This is a genomic window from Bradyrhizobium sp. YCK136 (genome assembly GCF_044570075.1).
Taxonomy (GTDB): Bacteria; Pseudomonadota; Alphaproteobacteria; order Rhizobiales; family Xanthobacteraceae; genus Bradyrhizobium; species Bradyrhizobium diazoefficiens.
In genome coordinates this window covers 660052-683143 of sequence record NZ_CP172424.1, presented here as the reverse complement: position 1 = coordinate 683143, position 23092 = coordinate 660052, and the positions used below count along the sequence as shown (strand labels likewise).

General features: G+C 65.2%; 23 protein-coding genes and 1 pseudogene. 12 read left to right on the top strand and 12 right to left on the bottom strand.

Annotated elements, in window-relative coordinates; all coding sequences use genetic code 11:
• Positions 1 to 371 precede the first annotated feature (371 nt).
• Positions 372 to 1145, bottom strand: a complete 774-nt coding sequence (locus ACFLEY_RS03310) for a ferredoxin--NADP reductase (RefSeq protein WP_028175111.1) — start codon at positions 1143 to 1145, stop codon at positions 372 to 374.
• Between ACFLEY_RS03310 and ACFLEY_RS03305 the strand changes: the two genes are divergently transcribed.
• Together ACFLEY_RS03305 and ACFLEY_RS03300 are read left to right on the top strand one after the other, a co-directional pair.
• Complete coding sequence (locus ACFLEY_RS03305) at positions 1144 to 1296, top strand: hypothetical protein (RefSeq protein ID WP_156149860.1); 153 nt, start codon at positions 1144 to 1146, stop codon at positions 1294 to 1296. The genes ACFLEY_RS03310 and ACFLEY_RS03305 overlap by 2 nt on opposite strands.
• A 223-nt stretch (positions 1297 to 1519) precedes the next feature.
• Positions 1520 to 2446 (top strand): RimK family alpha-L-glutamate ligase, encoded by a 927-nt coding sequence (locus tag ACFLEY_RS03300; protein WP_060909987.1) that lies wholly within the window; start codon positions 1520 to 1522, stop codon positions 2444 to 2446.
• Positions 2447 to 2647: 201 nt separating this feature from the next.
• On the opposite strand, the gene ACFLEY_RS03295 is transcribed toward ACFLEY_RS03300, so the two are convergent.
• Positions 2648 to 3574, bottom strand: a complete 927-nt coding sequence (locus tag ACFLEY_RS03295) for an amino acid ABC transporter substrate-binding protein (RefSeq protein WP_161532559.1) — start codon at positions 3572 to 3574, stop codon at positions 2648 to 2650.
• A 9-nt stretch (positions 3575 to 3583) separates the two neighbouring features.
• A complete protein-coding gene (locus ACFLEY_RS03290; RefSeq protein WP_011082935.1) occupies positions 3584 to 4882 on the bottom strand; it encodes a dicarboxylate/amino acid:cation symporter in 1299 nt (432 codons plus the stop codon).
• Positions 4883 to 5092: 210 nt separating this feature from the next.
• On the opposite strand from ACFLEY_RS03290, the gene ACFLEY_RS03285 reads away from it, so the two are divergent.
• The 5 genes from ACFLEY_RS03285 (at position 5093) to ACFLEY_RS03265 (ending at position 10506) form a co-directional block, all read left to right on the top strand.
• Positions 5093 to 6094, top strand: coding sequence for an NADP-dependent oxidoreductase (locus tag ACFLEY_RS03285; protein WP_060909985.1), 1002 nt, complete (start codon positions 5093 to 5095; stop codon positions 6092 to 6094).
• 260 nt (positions 6095 to 6354) lie between these two features.
• The gene (locus ACFLEY_RS03280; RefSeq protein WP_060909984.1) at positions 6355 to 7206 is read left to right on the top strand and encodes a cysteine rich repeat-containing protein; all 852 of its coding nucleotides are present in this window, start codon (positions 6355 to 6357) and stop codon (positions 7204 to 7206) included.
• 129 nt (positions 7207 to 7335) lie between these two features.
• Positions 7336 to 7551 (top strand): hypothetical protein, encoded by a 216-nt coding sequence (locus ACFLEY_RS03275; protein WP_038966627.1) that lies wholly within the window; start codon positions 7336 to 7338, stop codon positions 7549 to 7551.
• A gap of 190 nt (positions 7552 to 7741) precedes the next feature.
• Entirely contained in the window at positions 7742 to 8896 is a 1155-nt protein-coding gene (locus tag ACFLEY_RS03270) for an FAD-dependent monooxygenase (RefSeq protein ID WP_028175116.1), read from the top strand.
• Complete coding sequence (locus ACFLEY_RS03265) at positions 8893 to 10506, top strand: benzoate-CoA ligase family protein (RefSeq protein WP_060909983.1); 1614 nt, start codon at positions 8893 to 8895, stop codon at positions 10504 to 10506. Before ACFLEY_RS03270 ends, ACFLEY_RS03265 begins: the two co-directional genes overlap by 4 nt.
• Before the next feature lie 180 nt (positions 10507 to 10686).
• Here the strand turns inward: ACFLEY_RS03265 and ACFLEY_RS03260 are convergent, their stop codons facing one another.
• Together ACFLEY_RS03260 and maiA are read right to left on the bottom strand one after the other, a co-directional pair.
• On the bottom strand, positions 10687 to 11199 hold the full coding sequence (locus ACFLEY_RS03260) for a MarR family winged helix-turn-helix transcriptional regulator (RefSeq protein WP_028175118.1): 513 nt from the start codon (positions 11197 to 11199) through the stop codon (positions 10687 to 10689).
• Positions 11189 to 11821, bottom strand: a complete 633-nt coding sequence (gene maiA, locus ACFLEY_RS03255; RefSeq protein WP_011082941.1) for a maleylacetoacetate isomerase — start codon at positions 11819 to 11821, stop codon at positions 11189 to 11191. Before maiA ends, ACFLEY_RS03260 begins: the two co-directional genes overlap by 11 nt.
• Before the next feature lie 204 nt (positions 11822 to 12025).
• Here maiA and gtdA point away from each other — a divergent pair, with 204 nt between their 5' ends.
• Complete coding sequence (gtdA, locus tag ACFLEY_RS03250) at positions 12026 to 13066, top strand: gentisate 1,2-dioxygenase (RefSeq protein ID WP_060909982.1); 1041 nt, start codon at positions 12026 to 12028, stop codon at positions 13064 to 13066.
• Between the two features lie 215 nt (positions 13067 to 13281).
• On the opposite strand, the gene ACFLEY_RS03245 is transcribed toward gtdA, so the two are convergent.
• The 4 genes from ACFLEY_RS03245 to ACFLEY_RS03230 form a co-directional block, all read right to left on the bottom strand.
• A complete protein-coding gene (locus ACFLEY_RS03245) occupies positions 13282 to 14109 on the bottom strand; it encodes an ABC transporter permease (RefSeq protein WP_028175120.1) in 828 nt (275 codons plus the stop codon).
• Positions 14102 to 14875: an ABC transporter ATP-binding protein gene (locus ACFLEY_RS03240; RefSeq protein WP_060909981.1), complete on the bottom strand. Its 774-nt coding sequence runs from the start codon at positions 14873 to 14875 to the stop codon at positions 14102 to 14104. Before ACFLEY_RS03240 ends, ACFLEY_RS03245 begins: the two co-directional genes overlap by 8 nt.
• Positions 14876 to 15008: 133 nt before the next feature.
• The gene (locus ACFLEY_RS03235; protein WP_060909980.1) at positions 15009 to 16013 is read right to left on the bottom strand and encodes an ABC transporter substrate-binding protein; all 1005 of its coding nucleotides are present in this window, start codon (positions 16011 to 16013) and stop codon (positions 15009 to 15011) included.
• 43 nt (positions 16014 to 16056) lie between these two features.
• Positions 16057 to 17421, bottom strand: a complete 1365-nt coding sequence (locus ACFLEY_RS03230; protein WP_060909979.1) for an FAD-dependent oxidoreductase — start codon at positions 17419 to 17421, stop codon at positions 16057 to 16059.
• 113 nt (positions 17422 to 17534) lie between these two features.
• On the opposite strand from ACFLEY_RS03230, the gene ACFLEY_RS03225 reads away from it, so the two are divergent.
• Both ACFLEY_RS03225 and ACFLEY_RS03220 read left to right on the top strand, forming a co-directional pair.
• Complete coding sequence (locus ACFLEY_RS03225; protein ID WP_028175123.1) at positions 17535 to 18419, top strand: LysR family transcriptional regulator; 885 nt, start codon at positions 17535 to 17537, stop codon at positions 18417 to 18419.
• Positions 18420 to 18486: 67 nt separating this feature from the next.
• Positions 18487 to 18759 carry a hypothetical protein gene (locus ACFLEY_RS03220; RefSeq protein ID WP_051000323.1) on the top strand — a complete coding sequence of 91 codons (273 nt, stop codon included), beginning with the start codon at positions 18487 to 18489 and terminating at the stop codon, positions 18757 to 18759.
• A gap of 11 nt (positions 18760 to 18770) precedes the next feature.
• On the opposite strand, the gene ACFLEY_RS03215 is transcribed toward ACFLEY_RS03220, so the two are convergent.
• Entirely contained in the window at positions 18771 to 19574 is an 804-nt protein-coding gene (locus tag ACFLEY_RS03215) for an enoyl-CoA hydratase-related protein (RefSeq protein ID WP_060909978.1), read from the bottom strand.
• Positions 19575 to 19731: 157 nt separating this feature from the next.
• Between ACFLEY_RS03215 and ACFLEY_RS03210 the strand changes: the two genes are divergently transcribed.
• Positions 19732 to 20706: a ketopantoate reductase family protein gene (locus tag ACFLEY_RS03210; protein WP_060909977.1), complete on the top strand. Its 975-nt coding sequence runs from the start codon at positions 19732 to 19734 to the stop codon at positions 20704 to 20706.
• A gap of 2 nt (positions 20707 to 20708) precedes the next feature.
• Here the strand turns inward: ACFLEY_RS03210 and ACFLEY_RS03205 are convergent, their stop codons facing one another.
• On the bottom strand, positions 20709 to 21386 hold the full coding sequence (locus tag ACFLEY_RS03205) for an alpha/beta family hydrolase (protein ID WP_060912841.1): 678 nt from the start codon (positions 21384 to 21386) through the stop codon (positions 20709 to 20711).
• A gap of 126 nt (positions 21387 to 21512) precedes the next feature.
• On the opposite strand from ACFLEY_RS03205, the pseudogene ACFLEY_RS03200 reads away from it, so the two are divergent.
• Positions 21513 to 21728: pseudogene (locus tag ACFLEY_RS03200) on the top strand (acyl-CoA dehydrogenase family protein); the annotation flags it as partial.
• On the opposite strand, the gene ACFLEY_RS03195 reads toward ACFLEY_RS03200, so the two are convergent.
• Positions 21722 to 22948, bottom strand: a complete 1227-nt coding sequence (locus ACFLEY_RS03195) for a PAS domain S-box protein (RefSeq protein WP_396605008.1) — start codon at positions 22946 to 22948, stop codon at positions 21722 to 21724. The pseudogene ACFLEY_RS03200 and the gene ACFLEY_RS03195 overlap by 7 nt on opposite strands.
• Between the last annotated feature and the right edge of the window lie 144 nt (positions 22949 to 23092).

Here is a 23092-nt window from a genome sequence, read left to right as displayed (position 1 = left end):
TTTTGGCGCTTTGCTATTTTCGTCGGCCGCGATTCCCATCCTCTCGCCAGCTTGAGGCGGTACGATACGCCCGCGCCTGTCATACGGATATGACGCGGCCCTTGTTTCAGGCTAGCGAATTCCGCCGCCGCAGATCAATCCGCCGAGAGGTTAGGCTTTTGCAGTGCAGCAGAGGGAGTGGGGATGGGAATAGTGGGGCGGCCGGGCCAGGTGCTTTACCCACCGCCGTCGTCCTGGCGAAAGCCAGGACCCATTACCCCTAAACGGGGTTGCGCGAAGACTGACAACGACCAGCCTTCGCCAAACTTGACTCGGTGGGTATGGGTCCTGGCTTTCGCCAGGACGACACCGAGAGGATAAACGAGCGGTGCTTACCGCTCGACGAACGCCTTCTCGATCACGAAATGGCCCGGCTTGTTGCCGCTTCCCTCGATGAAGTCGCGGCCTTCGAACATCACCTTCAGCTCTTCCAGCATCGCCGGGCTGCCGCACATCATGATGCGGTCGGTTGCGATGTCGAGCGGGCCCTGTCCGATGTCGTTGAAGATCTGCTCGGAGCTGATGAGGTCGGTGATGCGGCCCCGATTGCGGAACGGCTCGCGGGTCACGGTCGGATAATAGACCAGCTTGTCCGCGAGCAGCTCGCCGAACAGCTCGTCCTCGCGCAGATTGGCGACGAGCTTCTCGCCGTAAGCGAGCTCGGAGACCTGGCGGCAGCCATGCACCAACACGATGGTCTCGAACTGCTCGTAGACGTCGGGGTCCTTGATCAGGCTCGCGAACGGCGCGAGGCCTGTACCGGTCGAGAGCAGCATCAGCCGCTTGCCCGGGATGAGGTTGTCGGTGATCAGCGTGCCGGTCGCCTTGCGGCCGACCAGGATGGTGTCGCCCTCCTTGATCTTCTGGAGGCGCGAGGTGAGCGGGCCGTCCTGAACCTTGATCGAGAAGAACTCGAGCTCTTCCTCGTGGTTGGCGCTCGCCATGCTGTAGGCGCGCAGCAGCGGACGGCCGTCGACCTCGAGGCCGATCATCGCGAACTGGCCGTTCTGGAAGCGGAAGCCCGTATCGCGCGTGGCGCGGAAGCTGAACAGCGTGTCGGTCCAGTGCTGGACGGAAAGAACCTTCTCTCGGTAAAACGCGCTCATGATTTTCGATATTCCGAATAATTGCGGTTTTAGGGCAAAAGCGCTGCCCGGCCCTGAAAGCGGGGCGGACACCATTGCCATGGCGGAGGATTTCGCGTGTGTGATCTACGCCATTGAGACCAATAATCAACCTCGTTTCGGATGCAATTGATGCCGATCAAACCGGCACTTGCGGTGGAATTGGCCGCATCATTAATGAATCTGCTGCGCGGCGCGCACAGAGGGCAATTTCTTTTCCCTTTCGGGCTCGATGGCAGCACTTAATTTCCGTCGCGCTCGCGAGAATTTCATTAAGAATAGCTCTGATCTTCACCCCGGCTTGGCGCCGATGCCCGCATTTTTGCGGCTTTTGGCGACAGGAATGATTGAGACCCATGGCCAGCAGCGAACGCATCTTCGTCCAGGCGATCAGGCGCTATTGCGCCCGACATGGCATTGCCGTCGACATCCGCGCCGGTGGCTGGCTGATCGCGATGCGCCGGGGCGAGGCGCGCCACTTCGCCTTCGGCTACGACATCGGCCTCAACAGCGCCATCGCGCATCGCCTCGCCAACGACAAATCGGCGACCGCCGAGGCGCTGTCGCTTGAAGCCGTGCCCTGCATTCCTCATCATCTCTTCCTCAACCCGAGCATGGGCGCGCATGTCGCCGGCCCTGGTTGGCGTGAAGCGATGCTGGCGCTGCTTGCGCAGCACCCGCAAGGCGTGGTGGTGAAGCCGAACGAGGGCACGTCCGGACGCGCGGTGTTCAAGGTGACGAGCGCTGCCGAGCTCGATCGCGCCGTCTGCGAGGTTTTTTCGTCGGGCCTCGGCCTCGTGATCGCGCCTTATGTCGAGATCGAGGAGGAGGTCCGCGTGATCCTGCTCGATCGCAAGCCGATGATCGTCTACCGCAAGGACCGGCCGTCGGTCGTCGGCGACGGGGAGCATACGTTGCGCGAGCTCGCGATCGCGGCGGGACACGACGGGCAGCTCCGCGAGCTCGAAGCGCGCGAGGTGAATGCGGTCGTCCCGAACGGCAAGCGGCGCATCCTGAACTGGCGGCACAATCTCGACGCCGGCGCGCGGCCGGTCCTGATGGAGAATGGCGAGGTGCGCGCGGCATGCGTGAAGCTCGCCGTCGACGCCGCCAACGCCATCGGCATCGCCTTCGCCTCGATCGACGTGGTGCGCGTGGATGGCGCCTGGCGCGTGCTCGAGATCAATTCCGGCGTGATGATGGAGGCGCTGGCGAAGCTCCATCCGGAGCTGGTGCAGGCGACGTATGACGCGGCGCTGGACCGGGTGTTTGGGAAGAGATAGCAGCCGCGAGCTCGCTGCGCCCTCTCCCCTTGTGGGAGAGGGTGGCTCACCGCGTAGCGGTGAGACGGGTGAGGGGTCTCTCTCCGCGCGTGAAACTCTTGCGTCTGAATTTGCGGAGACAACCCCTCATCCGGCGCTTCGCGCCACCTTCTCCCACAAGGGGAGAAGGGAAGGCAGCGAGCCTGCGGCACGGCGCGATCACTAATTATTCGCGCTCGCCGAATCGTCCATCGCCTTGAAGGCTTCCTCGAGTTGCAGCGAGATCGGCACGTTGAGCCGTTCGCCGGTCGGAAGCCTGGCAGTGAACCATTTGTTGTAGAGCGGGACGAGGTCGCGGTTGGAGCCGAGCTTGCGGAAGGTGCGCTCGACCACGGCCGACAATTGCGGCTCGCCTTTCCTGAACATGATGCCGTAGGGGTCGTAGGACAGATAGTCGCCGGTGACGCGGTACTTGTCCTGCGCCTTGTGGCGCGCGATCAGGCCGGAGAGCAGGATGTCGTCGGTCGCGAACGCATCCGCCTTGCCGTCCGCGAGCATCTGGAACGATTGCTCGTGATCGGCGCCGACGGCGATGGTCAGCCCCAGCGAGGATTTCTTGTCGGCCGCCTGGATCGCCTGCTCATTGGTGGTGCCCTTCGTCACCACGATGGTCTTGCCCTTCAGGTCGGCCAGCGACTGGACGCTGGACGCCTTCGGCACCATCAGCTTGGTACCGGCGACGAACATCAAGGGGGAGAACGCGACGCGCTTGGCGCGCTCGGCATTGGCCGTGGTCGAGCCGCACTCCAGGTCGATCTTGTTCTGGAGCACCGCTTCGATGCGGTCGTCCGAGGTGACCTTGACGTAGTCGATCTTGAGATTGGGATCGTCGACCTCGACGCCGATCTCCTCGACGATGGCCTCGCAGAGTTCGAGGCTGTAGCCGATCGGGCGGCCCGACTGGTCGAGGAAGGAGAACGGCGGCGAGCTCTCGCGATAGCCGAGCCGCACGACATGCGCCTTCTTGATGGCCGACAGCGTCGGGCTGAGCCCTTCGCTCCCGGTCTGGGCGAGTGCTGTGGTCGCGAGCAACGATGCCGCGAGCCAGAGGCAGCCGCCGATCACTGACCTTGTCAGTGTCTGGCCCATGGTGTGCTCCTAACCATGGCCGGCCATGGCGGGCACTTCGCCCGGCACCATGTCATCAGGAACGGCGTCGCCCGGTCCCATCGCATGCTCCGGCCCAAGCTCGCCTTCCCACTTCGCGACGACCGAGGTCGCGAGCGTGTTGCCGATCACGTTGGTCGCGCTGCGGCCCATGTCGAGGAAGGTGTCGATGCCCATGATCATGAGCAGGCCGGCCTCGGGGATGTTGAACTGCGCCAGCGTCGAGGCGATCACGACGAGGGAGGCGCGCGGCACGCCGGCGACGCCCTTCGAGGTGATCATCAGCGTCGCCAGCATCGCGAGCTGCGTGCCGAGCGGCATGTCGATGTGGTAGCTCTGCGCGATGAAGATGCTCGCGAAGGTGCAGTACATCATCGTGCCGTCGAGGTTGAAGGAATAACCGAGCGGCAGCACGAAGCTCGAGATCCGCGACGAGGCGCCGAAGCGGTTGAGGCCCTCCAGCGTCTTCGGATAGGCCGCTTCCGAGCTCGCGGTCGAGAACGCGATCATCAGCGGCTCGCGGATCAGCTTCAGCAGGTGGCTGTAGCGCGGCCCGATCACGATGAAGCCCACGATCACCAGGATCGTCCACAGGAGCGCCAGCGAGAGATAGAAGCCGCCCATGAACACGACGAGCTTCCAGAGCACCAGCAGGCCGTTCTTGGCCACCGTCGCCGTGATGGCGGCCCACACCGCGAGCGGCGCGAACAGCATCACATAGCTCGTCACCTTGAGCATGATGTGGCCGATATCGTCGATCAGCGCCAGGATCGGCTTGGAGCGCTCCGGCATCGCGCCCATCGCCACCGAGAAGAACACGGCGAAGATCACGATCTGGAGGATCTCGTTCTGCGCCATCGCGTCCGCGATCGAGGTCGGGATCAGATGGGTCAGGAATTTCTCGATCGAGAAGGCCGAGACCGGCAGGCCGGTCGATTGGCCTGCCGCAGGCAGCGTGCCGGGGAAGTTGGCGCCGGGCTGAAGCAGATTGACCATGATCAGGCCGAGCATCAGCGAGACGAAGGAGGCGCTGATGAACCACCCCATGGTCTTGGCGAAGATGCGGCCGAGCTTGGCGCCCGAGCCCATATGGGCGATGCCGCCGACCAGGGTCGCAAACACCAGCGGCGCGATGATCATCTTGATCAGGCGCAGGAACATCATGGCGATCAGGTTGATGGACGAGGCCCAGTCGGCGCGCGTATCGGGCAGGAAGTTGTAGATCGCCGAGCCCATGATGATGCCCAGCACCATCGCGCCCAAGATGTATTGCGTAAACCTGTTCGACATTGCTTACCCCCACGTACACCGGCGCTTCATGATGTCGCAGATATGGCGGCTGCGCAACTCGCTTGCCGGGTGGCCGCGTTGGCCGGATGTTCCCGTTGTGAAACGGCCCCCCGCGATCTAGCCTTCATGCAGCGCACAACGAATGCGCCTGCACGTTTTCTTTGCGGCAGCTGCATCAATAATCGTCAAACAAACGGAGAGGGAAACGCCATGAGCGGCAGCATCAATCGCCAGATTCTTCTGGTCGAAAAACCCAGCGGCAAGCTCGGCCCTGAACATTTCAAGATGGTCGACGGCGCGATGCCGGAGCCGAAGGACGGCGAGGCTTTGCTGCGCGTGCGTTACATCTCGCTCGACGCCGCCAACCGCGCCTGGATGCATGGCGCGACCTATCGTTCAGCCGTCGAAGCGAACAGCGTGATGGCCGGCGGCGGCATCGCCGAGGTCGTCAGCTCGAAGGCGCCGGGGTTGGCTGCCGGCGACATCGTGTTCGGCGACACCGGCTGGCAGGAGTTTGCCGCGGTGCCGGCAAAGCATCTCACCAAGATGCCGAAGCTGGAACCGATGACGCATCTGCTCAGCGTGTTCGGCATCGCCGGCCTCACCGCCTATTTCGGCCTGCTGGAGGTCGGCAAGCCCAAAGAGGGCGAGACCGTCGTGGTCTCCGCGGCGGCCGGCTCGGTCGGCTCGGTCGTCGGGCAGATCGCCAAGATCAAGGGATGTCGCGTCATCGGCATCGCCGGCGGCGCCGACAAGTGCAACTGGCTGACCTCCGAGCTCGGCTTCGATGCCGCCGTCGACTACAAGGACGGCGCGGTGTTCAAGGCCCTGCGCGCGGCCGCGCCAAAGGGCATCGACGTCTATTTCGACAATGTCGGCGGCGACATTCTGGAAGCCTGCCTGCCGCAGATGAACAATTACGGCCGCATCGCCTGCTGCGGCGCGATCTCGCAATATGACGGTGCGCCTGCCGCGCACGGTCCGCGCGGCGTACCCGGCCTGATCGTGGTGAAGCGGCTCGTCATGCAGGGCTTCATCGTGATGGACTACATGAAGGACAGCCAGCGCGCGCTCGCCGAGCTCCAGGGCTGGGTCAAATCCGGCAAGCTGAAGGTGCAGGAGGACATCATCGACGGATTGGAGAACACGCCGAAAGCGCTGATCGGATTGCTCGCGGGCGAGAACCGCGGCAAGCGCATGGTCAAGCTCTGACGACGTATTGCTTGAGCATGATCTCCGCGCAAACGCGTTCCGCGTCTGTCGCGAGGGATAACCGCTGCACACTTTGCGCTGACGCGGCCCTTCGGGTCCGGATCATGCTCTAGTTACGTCGCAATTGCGCCGGCATTATCCACTTGCGGTAGAGGCCAAAGCATCCAAAGATACCGCGCGCGAGGCATCACTCGCGACGATTGCGCTTGAATCACATTTGAAAATCGTCGGCGCTACCGACAGGGCGGGAATTCACTCAGATGTTCAACACGTTGAAACATGCATCAACGCGCACGGCGTTGCTCGCGGCCGCGCTCTTCGCAACTGCAACAGGCGCGGTCGCGCAAGCGCCGACCGACGCGCAGAAGAGCGCGATCCGGTCCGCATGCCGCTCGGACTTCATGGCGCACTGCTCGAGCGTCACGCCCGGCGGCGTGGAAGCGTATCAATGTCTGGCGAAGAACATGTCGAGCCTGTCACCTGGGTGCCAGACCGCGGTTCGCGCGGTCGAGCCCGCTGCGGCTCCGAAGACCGAAGCCGCGCCGGCCGCACCAAAGACCGAAGCTGCGCCCAAGACCGAGTCCAAGACGGAAACGGCGCCTGCGGCGCCGAAGGCTGAATCGGCGCCCGCCGAAAAGCCCGCCGCCGCACCAGCGCCGAAGGCAGCTGCCGCCAAGCAACCGAGCAGCGCGCAGGTCGCCGCGGTCAAGAGCGCGTGCCGCGCCGACTATCCCAAGGTCTGCGCCAGCGTGCCGCCGGGCGGTGCGCCCGCGCTCGAATGCCTTGAGAAGAACAAGGCAAGGGTTTCGCCCGCCTGCGAGAAGGCCCTGAGCGCCGCGGCCGGCGGCGGCGCGGCAGCAACGGCAGCGCCTGCGGGCGCAGCCCCTGCGGCGGCGGCAGCACCGGCGGCCGCGCCAGCCGTGATCGTTCTGCGCCCGCTGCGGCCGCGCGAAGAGCTGTTCATCGTCCGATCGGCCTGCGGCGCCGACATCCGCACGCTGTGCGCCGGCGTCGCGCCCGGCGGCGGCCGCATCGTGCAATGCATCGCCAGCAATGCCGCATCGCTGTCGCCCGCGTGCAAGGACGTGCTGGCACCGTTCGCGGCGCGATAAGGCAGCGCACGGCGACGCGCCGGAGTACACGACACCGATCGGCGGCATGCGCGAATGAATTCTCGCACGCCTGCCGCGATCAACCTTTGCGGATATCGATTTCGATCACGACAAGACCGGGAGGACAACATGCGTTCATTGCTGCTGGTTGCTTCTGCACTCCTCGCCTTCGGGGCGACCATGACGTTCGAGGCCACCGACGCCAACGCGGTGGTGTGCGCCCGCGGCGTCTATCGCGCCGGCTGCGCCGGGCCGAACGCGGCCGTCGTGGTCCGCAAGCCGGTTCCGGTGGTCCGCTGTACCAGGGTGCTGGTGGACGGGGTCTACGTGAAGCGTTGCGTCTGATCGCCGGGTGGCCAAGAGGGCGCGCTTTGGCTATGGTTCGCTCCTGACGGTTTCGGACGCGCGCAAGACGCAGGTCCGGAAGCGAGCTTTGGCGCGCCGTGCTTGGCCGATAATTCTGCTGGCGCGGGAGGCCGGAGCACATTAGTCTACCCCTAGATAGTAAGTATACTGTCAATTAGGGAGGCAGACGTTGCGGATCGCCGTGATTGGCGGGGGGCCCGGCGGGCTCTACTTCGCCTATCTCTGGAAGAAGCGTCATCCCGAGGATCAAGTCGACCTGTTCGAACAGAACCCGGCCGACGCGACCTGGGGCTTTGGCGTGGTGTTCTCCGACCAGGCCCTGGAGTTCCTGCGCGCCGACGACCCCGAGACGGTCGATGCGATCGCGCCGCATATGGAGAGCTGGGAGAACATCACGCTCAACCTGCAGGGCGGCAGCGTCGCCATCGACGGGGTCGGCTTCTCCTCGATCGGGCGGCTCGAGCTCTTGCAGTTCCTTCAGCAGCGCGCGCTCGATGTCGGGGTCACGCCGCGCTTCGACACGCAAATTCACGGGATCGACCAGCTCAACGGCCACGATCTGATCGTCGCCGCCGACGGCTTGAACTCGCTGGTGCGCCGCGCTTACGAGGGCGATTTCGGCACCTCGCTGTCCTACTCCTCCAACAAGTTCGTCTGGTACGGCACCTCGAAGCGCTTCGACACGCTGTCACAGACTTTTGTGAAGACCGACCGCGGCGCCTTCAACGCCCATCACTACCGCTATTCGCCGACCATGAGCACCTTCCTGGTCGAGTGCGACCACGCCACCTGGCAGGCCTATGGCTTCGCCTACAAGGACGTCGAACAGTCCAAGGGCGTCTGCGAGGAGGTGTTCGCCGACACGCTCGGCGGCCACTGCCTCGTCTCCAACAAATCGGTGTGGCGCAATTTTCCCTGGGTCTGGAACGAGCACTGGTCGTTCAAGAATATGGTGCTGATCGGCGACGCGCTGCACTCGGCGCATTTCTCGATCGGCTCCGGCACGCGGCTCGCGATCGAGGACGCGATCGCGCTGGTCAAGGCGCTGGAATCCGATGCGCATCTGAACACCGCATTGCTTCGCTACCAGGCCGCGCGCAAACCGGTCGTGCAGAAGCTCGTCGACGCCGCACGAACCAGCGCCTCCTGGTACGAGAACTTTGCCCAGCACATGCAGCTCGACCTGATGGATTTTGCCTACAGCTACATCACCCGCTCCGGCCGCATCGACGATTCCCGGCTGCGGGCGATGTCGCCGGCCTTCATGGCGCGTTACGAGGCCGCCAAGAACGGTGGGGATGCGGCCAGTGAGGCTACCGCATGAGCAGCGAGATTTGCGACCAGGTGCCCGCGGACAGCGCGGGCGCACGCGAGATCGGCTTTGCCGTTCCGGAAATCTACAACGCCAGCCGCGTGCTGTTCGACAATCTCGGCAAGGGATATGGCGACAAGCTCGCGCTGATTGGTCCGGCGGGCACGCGCACATATGCCGAGCTCTGCGCGGAGGCTTGCCGCTGGGGCAACGGCTTCATCTCGCTCGGCCTCAAGCGTGGCGATCGCGTGCTGCTGTTCCTCGACGATACGCCGGCTTATCCCGCCGCCTTCTTCGGCGCCGTGCGTGCCGGCTTCGTGCCGCTCCTGATCAACACGCTGACGCCGCCGGATCTGTTGCAATTCTATCTCGCCGATTCCGGCGCGACCGTCGCGGTGGCCGAGTCCGAATTCTGCGCGCGCTTCAATGCGGAGGCGTGCAAGGACACAGACCTGCGCTCGCTGATCGTCGTCAATGGCGAAATGGGCGAGCATGCTGCGCCTGCGGCGGTCATGGCGGCAAGCTGGCTTGCGCAATTCCCGGCGGAGCTTGCGGAAGCGAACACCCATCGCAACGAGATGGCGTTCTGGATGTACTCGTCCGGCTCGACCGGCCGGCCCAAGGGCATAGTGCACCTCCAGCACGACATGACCTATAGCGAGCTGGCCTTCGCGCAGAATGTGTTGAAGCTGACGCCTGACGACATCTGCTTCTCGGTGCCGAAGATCTTCTTTGCCTACGGGTTCGGCAACTCCGTCACCTTCCCGTTCTCGGTCGGCGCGGCGACGCTGCTGCTGCCGGGACAGCCGAAGCCGGCGACGATCTTCGCGGCGATCGAGCAATACAGGCCGACCGTCTTCTTCGGCCTGCCGACGCTTTACACCTCGCTGACCAAGGCCGAGGGCGCACAACAGACGAACTTCTCGTCGCTGCGCATGGCGCTCTCCGCAGCCGAAGTGCTCTCGGCCGAAGTCTTCAACGGCTGGAAGGCGCTCACGGGGCTCGAAATCGTCGAAGGCCTCGGCTCGACCGAGGTGCTGCACATCTATCTCTCCAACCGTCCCGAACGGAAGAAGCTCGGCGCCGCGGGCCTGCGCGTGTCCGGCTACGAGGTCACGCTGCGCGACAAGGACGGAAGCGAGGTCGGCGACGGAGAGGAAGGCATCTTGTGGGTGCGCGGCGATTCCAACACGCCACTGTACTGGAATCGGCCGGACAAGTCCGCCGAGACCATCCGCGAGGGCGGGTGGATCTACACCGGCGACCGCTTCGTCCGCGATGCCGACGGCTTCCACTTCTTCCGCGGCCGCGCCGACGATCTCATCAAGATCTCGGGCCAGTGGGTCTATCCGCTCGAGGTCGAGCTCTGCCTCGCCGATCACCCCGACATCCGCGAATGCGCGGTGTTCGCCGCCGAGCTGCCGGACCGTCGCATGACGCTGAAGGCGGTGGTGGTGATGAACAGCCGTGCCGTCGACCAAGGCGAAGCGACGCGGCGGCTACAGGATTACGTGAAGGGCAAGCTCTTGCCCTACAAATATCCGCGCGAGGTGATCTTCATCGACGAACTGCCGAAGACGGGGACGGGGAAGATCGACCGGCAGGCGTTGCTGCGGATGTGAGGCCAGGCACTGTTAGGGACGCAGCACGCAACCACACTCTCGCTGTCATCGCCCGCGAAAGCGGGCGATCCAGTACGCCGGGACGGTGAGGAATACGGAGAATCCGCGGCGTACTGGATTCCCCGCCTTCGCGGGGAATGACACCGCTATTGTTGCAACATCAGCGTCTTACTCACTCGTTCACCCGCCCTTCCCCAGATGCTCCAGCGCGTCCTCGGCCCGCAGCGGCACGCGCGAGACTTCGTTGTTGAGATCGACGAGCTGCACCAGAAGCCCCATCAGCGCCTTGCGGTCGGCGGGTTTCAGCGGCTCCAGCATGCGCGCCTGGGCGCGTTCGACGGCGGGGATGATCTCGCGCAGGATCGCGGCGCCTGATTTGGTCAGGTAGAGCAGCTTGATCCGCTTGTCCTCGGGCGCGGGCTTGCGCTCGATATAGTCCTTGGCCTGAAGCCGTTCGATCACGCTGCCGAGGGTGGAGCGGTCGAACGCGATCACCGCCGACAGCCGCGTCGCATCGATGCCGGGATGGGTGTGGATCGCGATCAGCGCCCCATACTGCACCGGCGTGAGATCGAACGCCTTGCACTCCTCCATGAAGATCGAGACCGCGATCTGCTGCATGCGCCGGAACAGATAGCCCGGCGCGGCATAGACCGCGTCCATCGTGATCGGGGGAGGAGGCTTACTCGGCATCGGGCTGCTTCTCCGGTGCGGCATCGGCGAACGCCGGCAGCGCCTTGGCGGCGGCCTCCGCCTTCAGCAGGCGCGGATAGGCCGAGACGTCGACGCCGAAGCGGCGCGCGTTGGCAAGCTGCGGCACGAGGCAGAGATCGGCGAGCGTCGGCGCATCGCCGAAGCAGAACGGGCCCGGCTCGTCCCTGATCAGCGTTTCGCACGCCGACAGTCCCTCGCGGTTGACCCAGGCGGCCCAGTCCTGGACCTTCTCCTCCGCAAGCCCGAGCTCGCGCAGCCGCGCCAGCACCTTCAGGTTCTGCACCGGATGGGTGTCGCAGGCGATCGCCAGCGCAAATGCCCTCACCTTGGCGCGTCGCAGCGGATCCTTCGGCAGCAGCGGTGGATTGGGGTGCGTCTCGTCGAGCCATTCGATGATCGCGACCGATTGGGTCAGCACCGCACCGCCATCGTTCTCCAGCGCCGGCACCAGCCCTTGCGGATTGATGGCGAGATAGGCGGGCGCGCATTGCTCGCCCTTGCGAAGATGATGCGGCAGATGCTCGGCGCCGAGGCCCTTCAGATTCAGCGCGATCCGCACCCGGTAGGCGGCGCTGGAGCGGAAATAGCCGTGCAGCTTCATCGAAACCCTCCCTTTTGTTTTCTGTCATTCCGGGGCTCGCGAAGCGAGAGCCCGGAATCCATACTCCCGATCGTGGTTATGGATTCCGGGCTCGACGCTGGCGCGTCGCCCCGGAATGACGACAACCTTGTATGCCGTCCGTCACATTGACGCTACCTAGATCGTCAGTATACTGTCAATCAACAAAACGACGGGAGCCGCACCATGGAAGCCGTGACCAAGACGCCGGAACGCGAGGCGTTCTACAAGAAGATCGACGGCGAAAATCTCACCGCGCTGTGGACGGTGATGGGCGATCTGATCACGCCGGAGCCGAAGAGCGCCTGCCGGCCGCACCTCTGGAAATTCGACGTCATCCGCGACTACATGCGTGAAGCCGGCAAGCTGATCACGGCCAAGGAGGCCGAGCGCCGCGTGCTGGTGCTGGAGAACCCGGGCCTGCGCGGGCAATCAAAAATCACGACCTCGCTCTATGCCGGCGTACAGATGGTGGTGCCCGGAGACGTCGCTCCCGCGCATCGGCACAGCCAGTCGGCGCTGCGCTTCGTGCTCGAAGGCAAGGGCGCCCACACCGCCGTCGACGGTGAGCGCACCGCGATGGAGCCCGGCGATTTCATCATCACGCCGTCGATGACCTGGCACGATCATTCCAACGAGACCGACGAGCCGATGTTCTGGCTCGACGGCCTCGATATCCCGCTGGTGCAGTTCTTCGACTGCTCCTTTGCGGAAGGCGCGAAGGAGGACCAGCAGAGGATCACGAAGCCCGCCGGCGACAGCTTTGCGCGCTATGGCCACAATCTGCTGCCGGTCGACGTGAAGCGGAGCTCGAAGACCTCGCCGATCTTCAGCTATCCCTATGCGTACACCCGTGAAGCGCTGGAGAAGGCTCGCGCGAGCCAGGAATGGGACGCCTGTCATGGGCTGAAGCTGAAGTTCAGCAATCCCGAGACCGGCGACTTTGCGATGCCGACCATCGGCACCTTCATCCAGTTGCTGCCGAAGGGGTTCAAGACTGCGCGATATCGCTCCACCGATGCGACGGTGTTCTGCCCGATCGAAGGCCGCGGCCGCAGCCGCATCGGCGATGCCGTTTTCGAATGGGGCCCGCGCGATCTGTTCGTGGTGCCGAGCTGGCACTGGGTGACGCACGAGGCCGACGACGACGCCGTGCTGTTCAGCTTCTCGGATCGGCCCGTGCAGCAGAAGCTCGACCTGTTTCGCGAGGATCGGGGGAATGCCTAAGGCGGGGTGCTATAGCCTTACATTCGGTGTCGTCCCGGCGAAGGCCGGGACCCATACCGCGTGATCTATCGGGGAAACAGCGGTATTCGTACCGACCAAAGGTAACTACCAGTCTTCGCCAAACCGCTCCCTGTGGGTATGGGTCCCGGCCTTCGCCGGGACGACGACGGAGGTTGTGGCGCGCGGCTTCGTCTACGTCATCATTGCGAACGCAGCTACCGCCAGTGCAGCAACCGCGTCTCCAGCAGATTGATCACCTTGCCCACCGCGAGGCCAAACACCGATAGGATCACCACGCCCGCGAGCAGCTGATCCGTCTGCATCAGATTGCCGGCCTGGAGCACGAAGGCGCCGATGCCGTATTGCGCGCCGATCATCTCGGCGCTGACGACGAGCAGCAGCGCCACCGAGGCAGTGATGCGGAAGCCGGCGAGGATCGCCGGCAGCGCGCCCGGCCAGATCACCTTGCGCACAATGGTGGCGAAGGGCACGTTGAAGCTCTGCGCCATGCGGATCAGGTTGCGCGGCACCGCATCGACGCCGCTATAGACCGAGATCGCGGTCGAGAAGAACACACCCAACGCAATGGTCGCGATCTTCGGCTCTTCGCCGATGCCGAGCCAGAGGATCAACAGCGGCAGCAGTGCGATCTTCGGGATCGGGAACAGCGCCGAGATGAAGGTGATGCCGACGCTGCGCGCGAGCCGCGACAGGCCAATGGCAAAGCCGACGGCGACGCCGGCCGCCGTTCCCAGCAGCCAGCCGACACCGATGCGCAGCAGCGAGGCCGAGAGGTGCTGCCAGAGCGCGCCTGACATCGCCAGCTCGTAGATCGCGCGCACGATCGCTAACGGCGCCGGCAGGAACAGCGGATTGACGAGACCGGCGCTCCCGGCTGCCTGCCAGATCGCGATGACGAGGGCGAGCGCGATCCAGCCGCCGAAGCGGCTCGACGCGGGCACGAAGCCGGCGCCGCGGAAGCGGACGCGACGGGTCGCCTCGCTCTTGACAGGTGTCTCCGCCACCGGCGCGCGATCAAGCATGCTGGACCTCGCGCTCGGCATCGATCGCCTCGTGGCGGATCAGCGACCAGATCTGGTTCTGAAGCAACAGCAGCTTTTCGCGCGCCGCGGTTTCGCCGCGCTCGGCGCGCGTCATCGGCACGGTGACGACCTCGCGGATCCGCCCGGGCCGGCGCGACAGCACCACGATGCGGTCGGCGAGCCGCGCCGCCTCTTCGAGATTGTGCGTGACATAGACCGCGCCCATGCCGCCGTCGGCGAGCAGGCGGACGAAGTCCTCCATCAACAACTCGCGGGTCTGCGAATCCAGCGCCGAGAGCGGCTCGTCCATCAGCAGGATGGCAGGCCTGACCGCCAGCGCCCGCGAAATCCCGACGCGCTGGCGCATGCCGCCGGAGAGCTGCTTTGGATAGGTCTTGCGAAAATCGGTCAGGCCGGTGCGGCGCAGCGCATCCTCGACCAGCGCGCGGCGCTGCGCCGCCGAGAGCTGGGCGTGCAGCAGCGGGAATTCAACGTTCTCCTCGACCGTCGCCCAGGGCAGCAACGCAAAATCCTGGAACACGAAGGTGAGCGGATTGAGACTGTCCGCCGGCGGCGCCCCGCGCAGCTCCGGCGCGCCGGAGGTCGGCTGCAACAGCCCGCCGAGGATCGACAGCAGCGTGCTCTTGCCGCAGCCGGAAGGACCGACGATCGCGACCACCTCGCCGGCACCGACGGTGAAGGAGACGTCGTCAAGCACGGCGAGGTCGCCGAAGCGGTGGGTGATGTGGTTGGCGATCAGGTCCATGCTGTCTCGTCTATCCGGTTCTCCGTCGTTCCGGGATGATCCGAAGGATCAGACCTCAGGTGCGCAATTGCGCACCGGGGAACCTCGAGATTCCGGGTTCGATGCTTCGCATCGCCCCGGAATGACGGAAGCATCAATCCGCCTTCACATAGTCCTTTGCAATGATCGCATTGGCATCAAAGCCCTTGTCGGCAAAGCCCTGCTCCTGGAGCCATTTGATCTGGTTGTCGACGTTCTTGACGTCGAGCTTGCCGTCGGGATCGATGTAGGCGCAGTTGCCGACCACCTGCTCGACCGGCAGATTGGTGTACTTCGCGATGATCTCCAGCAGCGGCTTGGTCTGCTCGTTGACGGGCGCCACGCCGTCCTTCATCGCGGCGAGGATCACGTCGTGGTATTCGCGGTCAGCCTTTGCCAAAGCGCCGAGCAGCTTGGTCACCAGCGCCTTGTTGGTCAGCGTCTTCGGCGAGGCGAACACTGCGCCCAGCTGCCAGGGCGTCTCGTCCCCGACCCAGCCCAGGAACTTCGCGCCGCCCTCATCCATCAGTTTTCGCGCGGTAGAAATCGGTAGTAGCGCGGCATCGACAGTCTCGCCTTTCAGCGCGGCCGTCGCATTGGACAGCGACTGCAGCGGGATGATCTTCACGTCGGCGAGCTTGAAGCCGTATTTGTCGGCGAGCAGCCCGAGCGAATAGTGGAAGGATGATCCGACCTGCGTGACCGCGACGCGCTTGCCCGCGAGGTCCTTCGGCGTTTTCAGCCCGGCCGCGTAAGCGTTGTTGCTGGCGAAATAGCCGATGAGGGGATAGCCGGCTTTTTCGCGGCTCATGCCGCCGATCACCTTGAGCACGCCCTTGCCGGCGAGATTGTAGAGACCGGCAGTGAACGCGGTGACGCCGAAATCGACGTCGCCCGAGGTGGTGGCGACCGCGATCGGCTGCGCCGCGTCGAAGAACTTCAGCTCGACGTCGAGCCCGGCCTCGCGAAAATAGCCCTTGTCCTGCGCGATGAAGACCGGAGCGGAGGAGGACAGGCGGAGCACGCCGATCCTGGCCTTCAGCGCGTCCTCAGCCTGCGCCGCGCCCATCGCCATGATCGCCACCAGGCCCGCAAGCGCGAGCCGCGCAATCCCGATCATCCGGTTTCCTCCGTCGTTGTCTTGGTCGTTCTCTTGCAGCCCGTCAAAGCCCTTCGGGCACGGGCTGGTCCCGTCCGATGAAGGCGCCCTGTTGTTTCAACGTTTCCTGCAATTTTTCAATGGGGATGTCACGCGGGATCCGATTTCCGGAGAGCGCCAGCGCGGCGGCGGAACCTGCGGCCTCCCCCATCACGAAACAGGCACCCGAGACGCGGGCGGCCGACTGGCCCTCATGGGTCATCGAGGCGCAGCGGCCGGCGACCAGCAGATTGTCGACCCCCTCGGGCACCAGCATCCGGTACGGTAGTTCGTTATAGCCGCGCGATTCCGGGATTGGCGGAAAAGTGAAGATCACATCGCCGGGAACGTGAGCCTCGATCGGCCAGCCGTTGACGCCGATGGAATCCTCGAACGAGGCACAGCCGAGCACGTCCTCGCCGCTGAGCTGGTAGCCGCCTTTGATGCGGCGGGTCTCGCGGATGCCGAGCTGCGGCGGCAGGTCCACGATGTAGGACTTCTCAAACCCCGGCACCGTGCGCAGGAATTCGAACGCGGCGAGCGCCTGCCTGCGGCCCTCGATCTCACCGCGGGTGAGATCGTCGGGCTCGATGCCGTTGATGGCGTGGCCATCCTCGCGCGCGACCTGCGTGAAATTCACCCGCCATTCGATGCCGGATTTCTGCGGCCGCACGATGGCACTTTTCCGCGGGAAGCTGTGGGTGCCGGCGGCGAGCGCCCTTTCCATCAGCTGCGGGATGGTGCGCCAGGCCTCGCCCGCCTTCTCCGGATCGATATTGTTGAGGCGGAGCATCATCGACGGGTAGAGCGGATGGCCGTGTTCGTCGCCGACTTCGAACGGCGCCCCGGCCCAGACCGCGAGATCGCCGTCACCGGAGCAGTCGATGAAGATCTCCGAGCGCACCGCCTGCCGGCCGCCCTTGGTCTCGACCATCAGCGCGTCGATACGGCTGTTATCGCCCATCACCACGCCGGCGCCGAGCGCATGGAAGAGGATATTGACCTTGTGACTTGCAAGGAGGTCGTCGGCCGCGATCTTGTAGGCCGCGGTGTCGTAGGCCTGGGCAAAGACCTTGCCGAGGATCAGATGCGGGGTGTTCAGGCCGTTGAGCAGGTCGATCCGCGCCAGGAGCTCGGACGCCATGCCCTGCACCAGCCGGTGGGCCTGGCCGTAGACGTTGCCGTGCAGGCCGCAGAAATTGGTGACGCCGGCCGCGGTGCCCATGCCGCCAAGGAAGCCGTAGCGCTCGATCAGCAGCGTCTTCCGCCCCGCCCGCGCTGCCGACGCCGCCGCGATAATGCCGGCCGGACCGCCGCCGAGCACGACCACCTCATATTCGCCGTAGAGCGGCACCCGGCGCGCTGGTTCTTCGATCGTCGTGGCCCGCATGGCGCGTCCTATCCCTGAAAATCCTTGCTTGGGACCGACTATGAATTAACGCGAGGCGGGCTACAATCCACCAAATTACGCGATCAGCTTTCTCGAATCGCGAAAGGTCAGAGATGGACATCCTGGTGAACCTTCAGGCGTTCCTCGCCACCGCGGATGCGGCCGGCTTCTCTGCCGCCGCGCGAAAGCTCAATGTCTCGACCTCCGTGGTGGCCAAGCGCGTCACGCAGCTGGAGGCGCGGATCGGCACGCCGCTGTTTCACCGCTCGACCCGGCAATTGCGGCTGACCGACGCCGGCCAGCGCTATGTGCATCGCGCGCGTGGCGTCGTCACAGACGCCACCGACCTGCTGTCGCGCATGGGCGAGAAGGGCCACGATCTCGTCGATCACCTTCGCATCAAGGCGCCGACCTCGCTGACGGTGGCGCGCCTCGCCGACGCCTTCAGCGCCTTCCAGACCCAGAATCCGCGACTGAAGCTCGAGATCGTGCTGATCGACCGCCCGGTCGATCCCGTCACCGAAGGCTTTGATATCGCCATCGGCGCCTTCCCGCACTCCTTCGGCGGCGTGGTCGACGAGCCGCTCTGCGCGCTGAAGCGGCTGCTCTGCGCTTCCCCCGCCTACTTGAAGAAGCACGGCACGCCAAAGCATCCGCGCGACCTCGTCGAGCATCGCTGCCTCAGCTTTCTGCCGACGGGACCGGAATGGATTTTTGACGGGCCGCGCGGCCGCATCAGCATCCAGGTCAGCCCGCTGCTCTCCTCCAACGAGGGACACGTGCTGGCGCGCAGCGCCATCGCCGGCAACGGCATCGCGCTGATCTCGCATTATCTCGTCGCCGATGCCTTGCGCGACGGCACGCTCAAGCCGGTGCTGCGCGACTTTCCGATTCCGGAATTGTGGGTGAAGGCCGCGATCCCCGAACGCCGGCGCAACGCGGCGGCGGTGCAGGCGCTGCTCACTCTGCTGAAAACGTCACTCGCGTCGTCACTGTAAGCCGCGTCGCGCGGCTGTCACAAGATCGCAGTTGCTCTTGATTGTCGGACCTGAGAGAAGGGCCGCCATGGATTCGATAGTCGTGAAATTCGCCCTGCCAGCCCTGATCGCTCTTGCGATCTCCACCACTCCCGCCGCAGCCGTGGAGCAGAACTGCCGCTTCATCCAGGCCAAGGCCGATCGCGAGGCCTGCTACATGCGGCAGGAGGAAGAACTGGCCGCAAAGCGCAAGCCTGCTGCGCCCGTGAATGAGGGCAAGACGCTCGAAACGCTGCGCCAGATGCGGCAGGACGACGACGCCGTCTATCGCAGCATCAACAACATCTGCCGCGGCTGCTGAGCCGAGAACGCTCAGCCTTTCCCGCCACCCCAATTCCCCGCCCGCTTCTCGGCGAACGAGGCCAGCCCCTCCGCCGCCTCCGAGCTCTGGCGCTTGACCGAATGCAGGTGCACGAGCCGCGTGTACGCCGCATCGTCCACCGCCATCCCGCCGAACGAGCTCTCCAGCGCGAGCCGCTTGGTCTCGGCCATCGCCTCGGGTCCGTTGGCGAGGAGCTGCCCGACCACCTTGGCTCCGGCGGCCTCCAGTTCGGCGAGCGGCACGACCTCGTGCGCGAGACCGATACGGCGCGCGTCCTCGGCACCGAAGCGTTCGCCGGTCAGCGCGTAGCGGCGGACCTGCCGCACGCCGATGGCGTCGCAGAGCTGCGGGATGATGATCGCCGCCGTCAGGCCCCAGCGCACCTCCGTGATCGAGAACAGGGCATTGTCCGCCGCGATCACGACGTCGCAGGCCGCGATCACGCCGGTACCGCCGCCGAAGCAGCCGCCCTGCACCAATGCGACGGTCGGAATCGGCAGCGTGTTGAGCCGCTGCACGGCCTCGAACGTCGCCCGCGATGCCGCTTCGTTGGCCTCGGCCGATTGCGGCCGCACGCCGTTGATCCATTTGAGGTCGGCGCCGGCCTGGAAATGCTTGCCGTTGCCCCGGAGGACCACGACGCGCAAATTGGGCCTCTTGCCGAGATCGTCCATGGCCGCGAGCACGCCCGCGATCAGCGCACCGTCATAGGCGTTGTTGACCTCCGGCCGGTTCAACGTGACGGTCGCAACCCCACGCTCATCCAAAGTCCACAAAACGGGGTTGGCAGTCATCGGCGATCCTCCGGTCGTTTGTTTGCCCTGCACTATGGCCGAGGCCACGCGCCCTGATCCATATCTTTCCGGCGTGGGGCGGCCGCGTCCATCGCATGGCGGCTTGTGTCATGCTGGCGCGGGGTGGCAGCAAGGGATCAGGACGGGACATCACATCATGCGCATTTGCATTTTCGGCGCGGGCGCCGTCGGCAGCCACATTGCGGTCCGGCTGGCGCGCGCCGGCCATGAGGTCTCGTGCGTGATGCGGGGGGCGCATCTGGAGGCGGCGCGTGCGGGCGGCCTGAAGCTGCGTGTCGGCGATTCCGAGGTCACCGCCAAGGTGAACGCCTCCGGCGATCCCGCCCAGCTCGGCCCGCAGGACGTGGTGATCTCTACGCTGAAGGCCACCGCGCTGACCGGACTGGTCTCCAGCATCAAGCCGCTGCTGCAAGACGACACGGCGATCGTGTTCGCGCAGAACGGCGTTCCCTGGTGGTACGGGATCGGCCTGCCGCCGCGGCACCCGACGCCGCCGGACATTTCCTTCCTCGACCCGGGCGGGCGCCTGCGCGCCTGCATCCCGAAGGAGCGGATCATCGGCGGCGTGATCTTCTCCTCCAACGAGGTGGTCTCGCCCGGCGTGGTGCAGAACCTCACCCCGGACCGCAACCGCCTGCTGATCGGCGAATGCGACGACCGCAATTGCGAACGCATCACGAAACTCCGCGGCGTCCTCAACGATGCGCGGCTGGAATCGCCGCCGGTGGCCGAGATCCGCGAAGCGATCTGGTCAAAGCTGCTGACCAACATGTCGCTGTCGGTGCTGTGCCTGCTGACCGGCCAGACCGCACGCGGCGTGCGCGACGACCCCGCCTTTGCCGAGGTCATTCCGCGCATGTTGAACGAGGCCAACGACATCGCGCAGCACTTCATTCCCGAGGTCAAGCGCGTCACGCGCAGCGGCCCCGCCCCCAACCACAAGCCGTCGCTGCTGCAGGATTACGAGATCGGCCGCGCCATGGAGATCGACGTGCTGGTGAAGGCGCCCGCCGCCTTCGCGCGCACCTCGGGCCTGCCGACGCCGACCCTCGACCTGATCGCCGCGCTGGCGATCCAGAAGGCGCGCGACAAGGGGCTTTATTCGGCCTGAGTTCAGGCGAGCCCGCCGATCCAGGTCGTGAGCGCGTCGAGCACCTCGGTGAGCGCCTCTTCGTTGCTACGGCCGGACTTCTTCAGCACCGCGAAAGAGTGATCGCCGCCCTCGACCTCATGCAGCGTCGCCTTCGGGCCAAGCCCTTCGACGACGGGCTTGAGGATGCCGAGGTCGGCAAGCTTGTCGCGCGTGCCTTGCAGGAACAGCATGGGGATAGCGATGCCGGCGAGGTGCTCGGCGCGCTCCGCCGACGGCTTGCTGTCGGCATGCAGGGGAAAGCCGAGGAAGGCGAGCCCTTTGACACCAGGCAATGGAGCCTTGGACTGCGCCTGCGAGGTCATCCGCCCGCCGAACGACTTGCCGCCGGCGACGAGCGTCACGCCAGGGCACAGCCGCACCGCCTCCGCGACCGCCGCGCGGATGGCGGCGTGCGCGACCGCCGGCTGGTCGGGACGTCCTTGTTTCTTTTCCATATAGGGGAAATTGAAGCGGAGCGTCGCGATGCCGCGCTCCGCGAGGCCTTCCGCAACCTTGTCCATGAACGCATGCCGCATGTCGGCACCTGCGCCGTGCGCCAGCACGTAACAGGCGCGCGCATTTTCGGGCTGCGTCAGGATCGCGGAGACCGTACCAATGCGCTCGATGTCGAGCTTGAGCTCTTGAGTTTTGGTCGCCACAATCAGCCATCCCGACAGACGCTGCTCCGGCCGCCTTGGTAGCGTCACCGGCGCAGCCTGAAAACACAATAATTGTCGCCGCCGACCAGCCTACCAAGCCGGAACGACGCATCAACCGAGGTGACCATGTCCTACCGCTCCTCCTGGATGACCGAAGAGCTCGACGTCTTTCGCGACCAGTTCCGGAAATATCTTGCCAAGGACCTGGCGCCGCATGCCGAAAAATGGCGCGAGCAGAAGATGGTGGACCGCTTCGCCTGGCGCGGGCTCGGCGAGATGGGCGCGCTCTTGGCGAGCGTGCCGGAGGAATATGGCGGGCTGGGCGCAACCTTCGCCTATGACGTCAGAAGATTGACCAGGACCTGCTGCAGCTGAATCCGGTCGCCGCGAACCGGCGGCAAGCCGTGCTGCGGCTCGACGATGAGGGCGACGTCGTCCTTGGCGAGCTCGCGCGCGACCAGCGCAGTCGCCTCCTCGATGACCTCGCCGATTTGCAGCAGATCCTGCTGGGGTGCAGCCTTCTTCAGGAAGGTCCGGATCCGGGTCACGATCTCGCTGGCGCGGCGGCCCTGAGCAACAACATGGCCGATCGTGGTGGCGACCTCCTTGAGATCGGGTACGTCGCGCCGCAGCCATCGCAAGCCGGCTTCGCCGCTGGTGACGATTGCCGCCAGCGGCTGGTTCACTTCGTGCGCGATGGACGCGCTGAGCTCGCCGAGGGTGGCAACGCGCGCAGCATGGGCGAGCTCGGCTTGTGCCGCGAGCAGTGCATCCTGAGCCTGCTTGCGCTCGGTGATGTCGACGACGAAGACGAGCACGTTCTGATCTCCGTCGGGTTCGGGCGGAAAGGTGATCGTGAACAGCACGGGGACCTTACGCCCGTCGAAGCTCACGAGCTGGGTCTCCCCTTCGTGAAACCGCTCTCCATTCGCGAATGCGACCAGGGCGTCGACGAAACTGCGATCATTCTCGCCCAGCAGCTTGTCCGCGTTCTCGATGAAGGCAGCAGAGCCGCTTGCCCCCGCCATCTTCTGCAGGGCCGGATTGACGTCGGTGATTCTGGCGAGGCGGCGGGCATGCCTGACGAAATCGGGGTTGCGTGCCAGATAGTCGCGCAGGTCCGCCCCTCCGGTCTGCAGCGAATCCAGCGCGGTCCGCAGTCCGCTCCAGTCCTCCTCGACGACGCCGATCCGGCTTGCGTCGAACATCCGGCGGTATCGCCGCTCGCTCTGCACCAGCGCGCTGTGCGCCGCCACGCGGTCCGTAACGTCGGTGTGCGTTTCGAGCACCCCGACGGGTTTGCCGAGATGGTCGTGCTGAAGGGCCCATCGGGCGTCGACGGTGAGCGCGGCGCCGGCCTTCGTCCGTTGCTCACCCCTGCCTTCCCATCGCCCGGTATCGAGCAGGCTGGCCTCGATGGCTTCCCGCCGGTCGGAATAGCTGGTCCGCAGAAGCTTGTCGGCGAGCTGCCCGAGCGCCTCGTCGGCCGACCAGCCGTAAGTCTGTTCCGCGGTTTTGTTCCAGAACGTGATCACGCCGCCGCGATCCCTGACGAAGATCATGTCATGCGAGAGATTGAGCAGGCGCGCTTGCGCCGCGAGGCGCGTCGTCGCCGCGTGATTCTGCAGCACCAGCAGGGTGGTGATCCCGATCGCCGCGAGGCTCACCAGCGCGCGAAGGGCGGGCGAGGCGATTTCATGCAGATC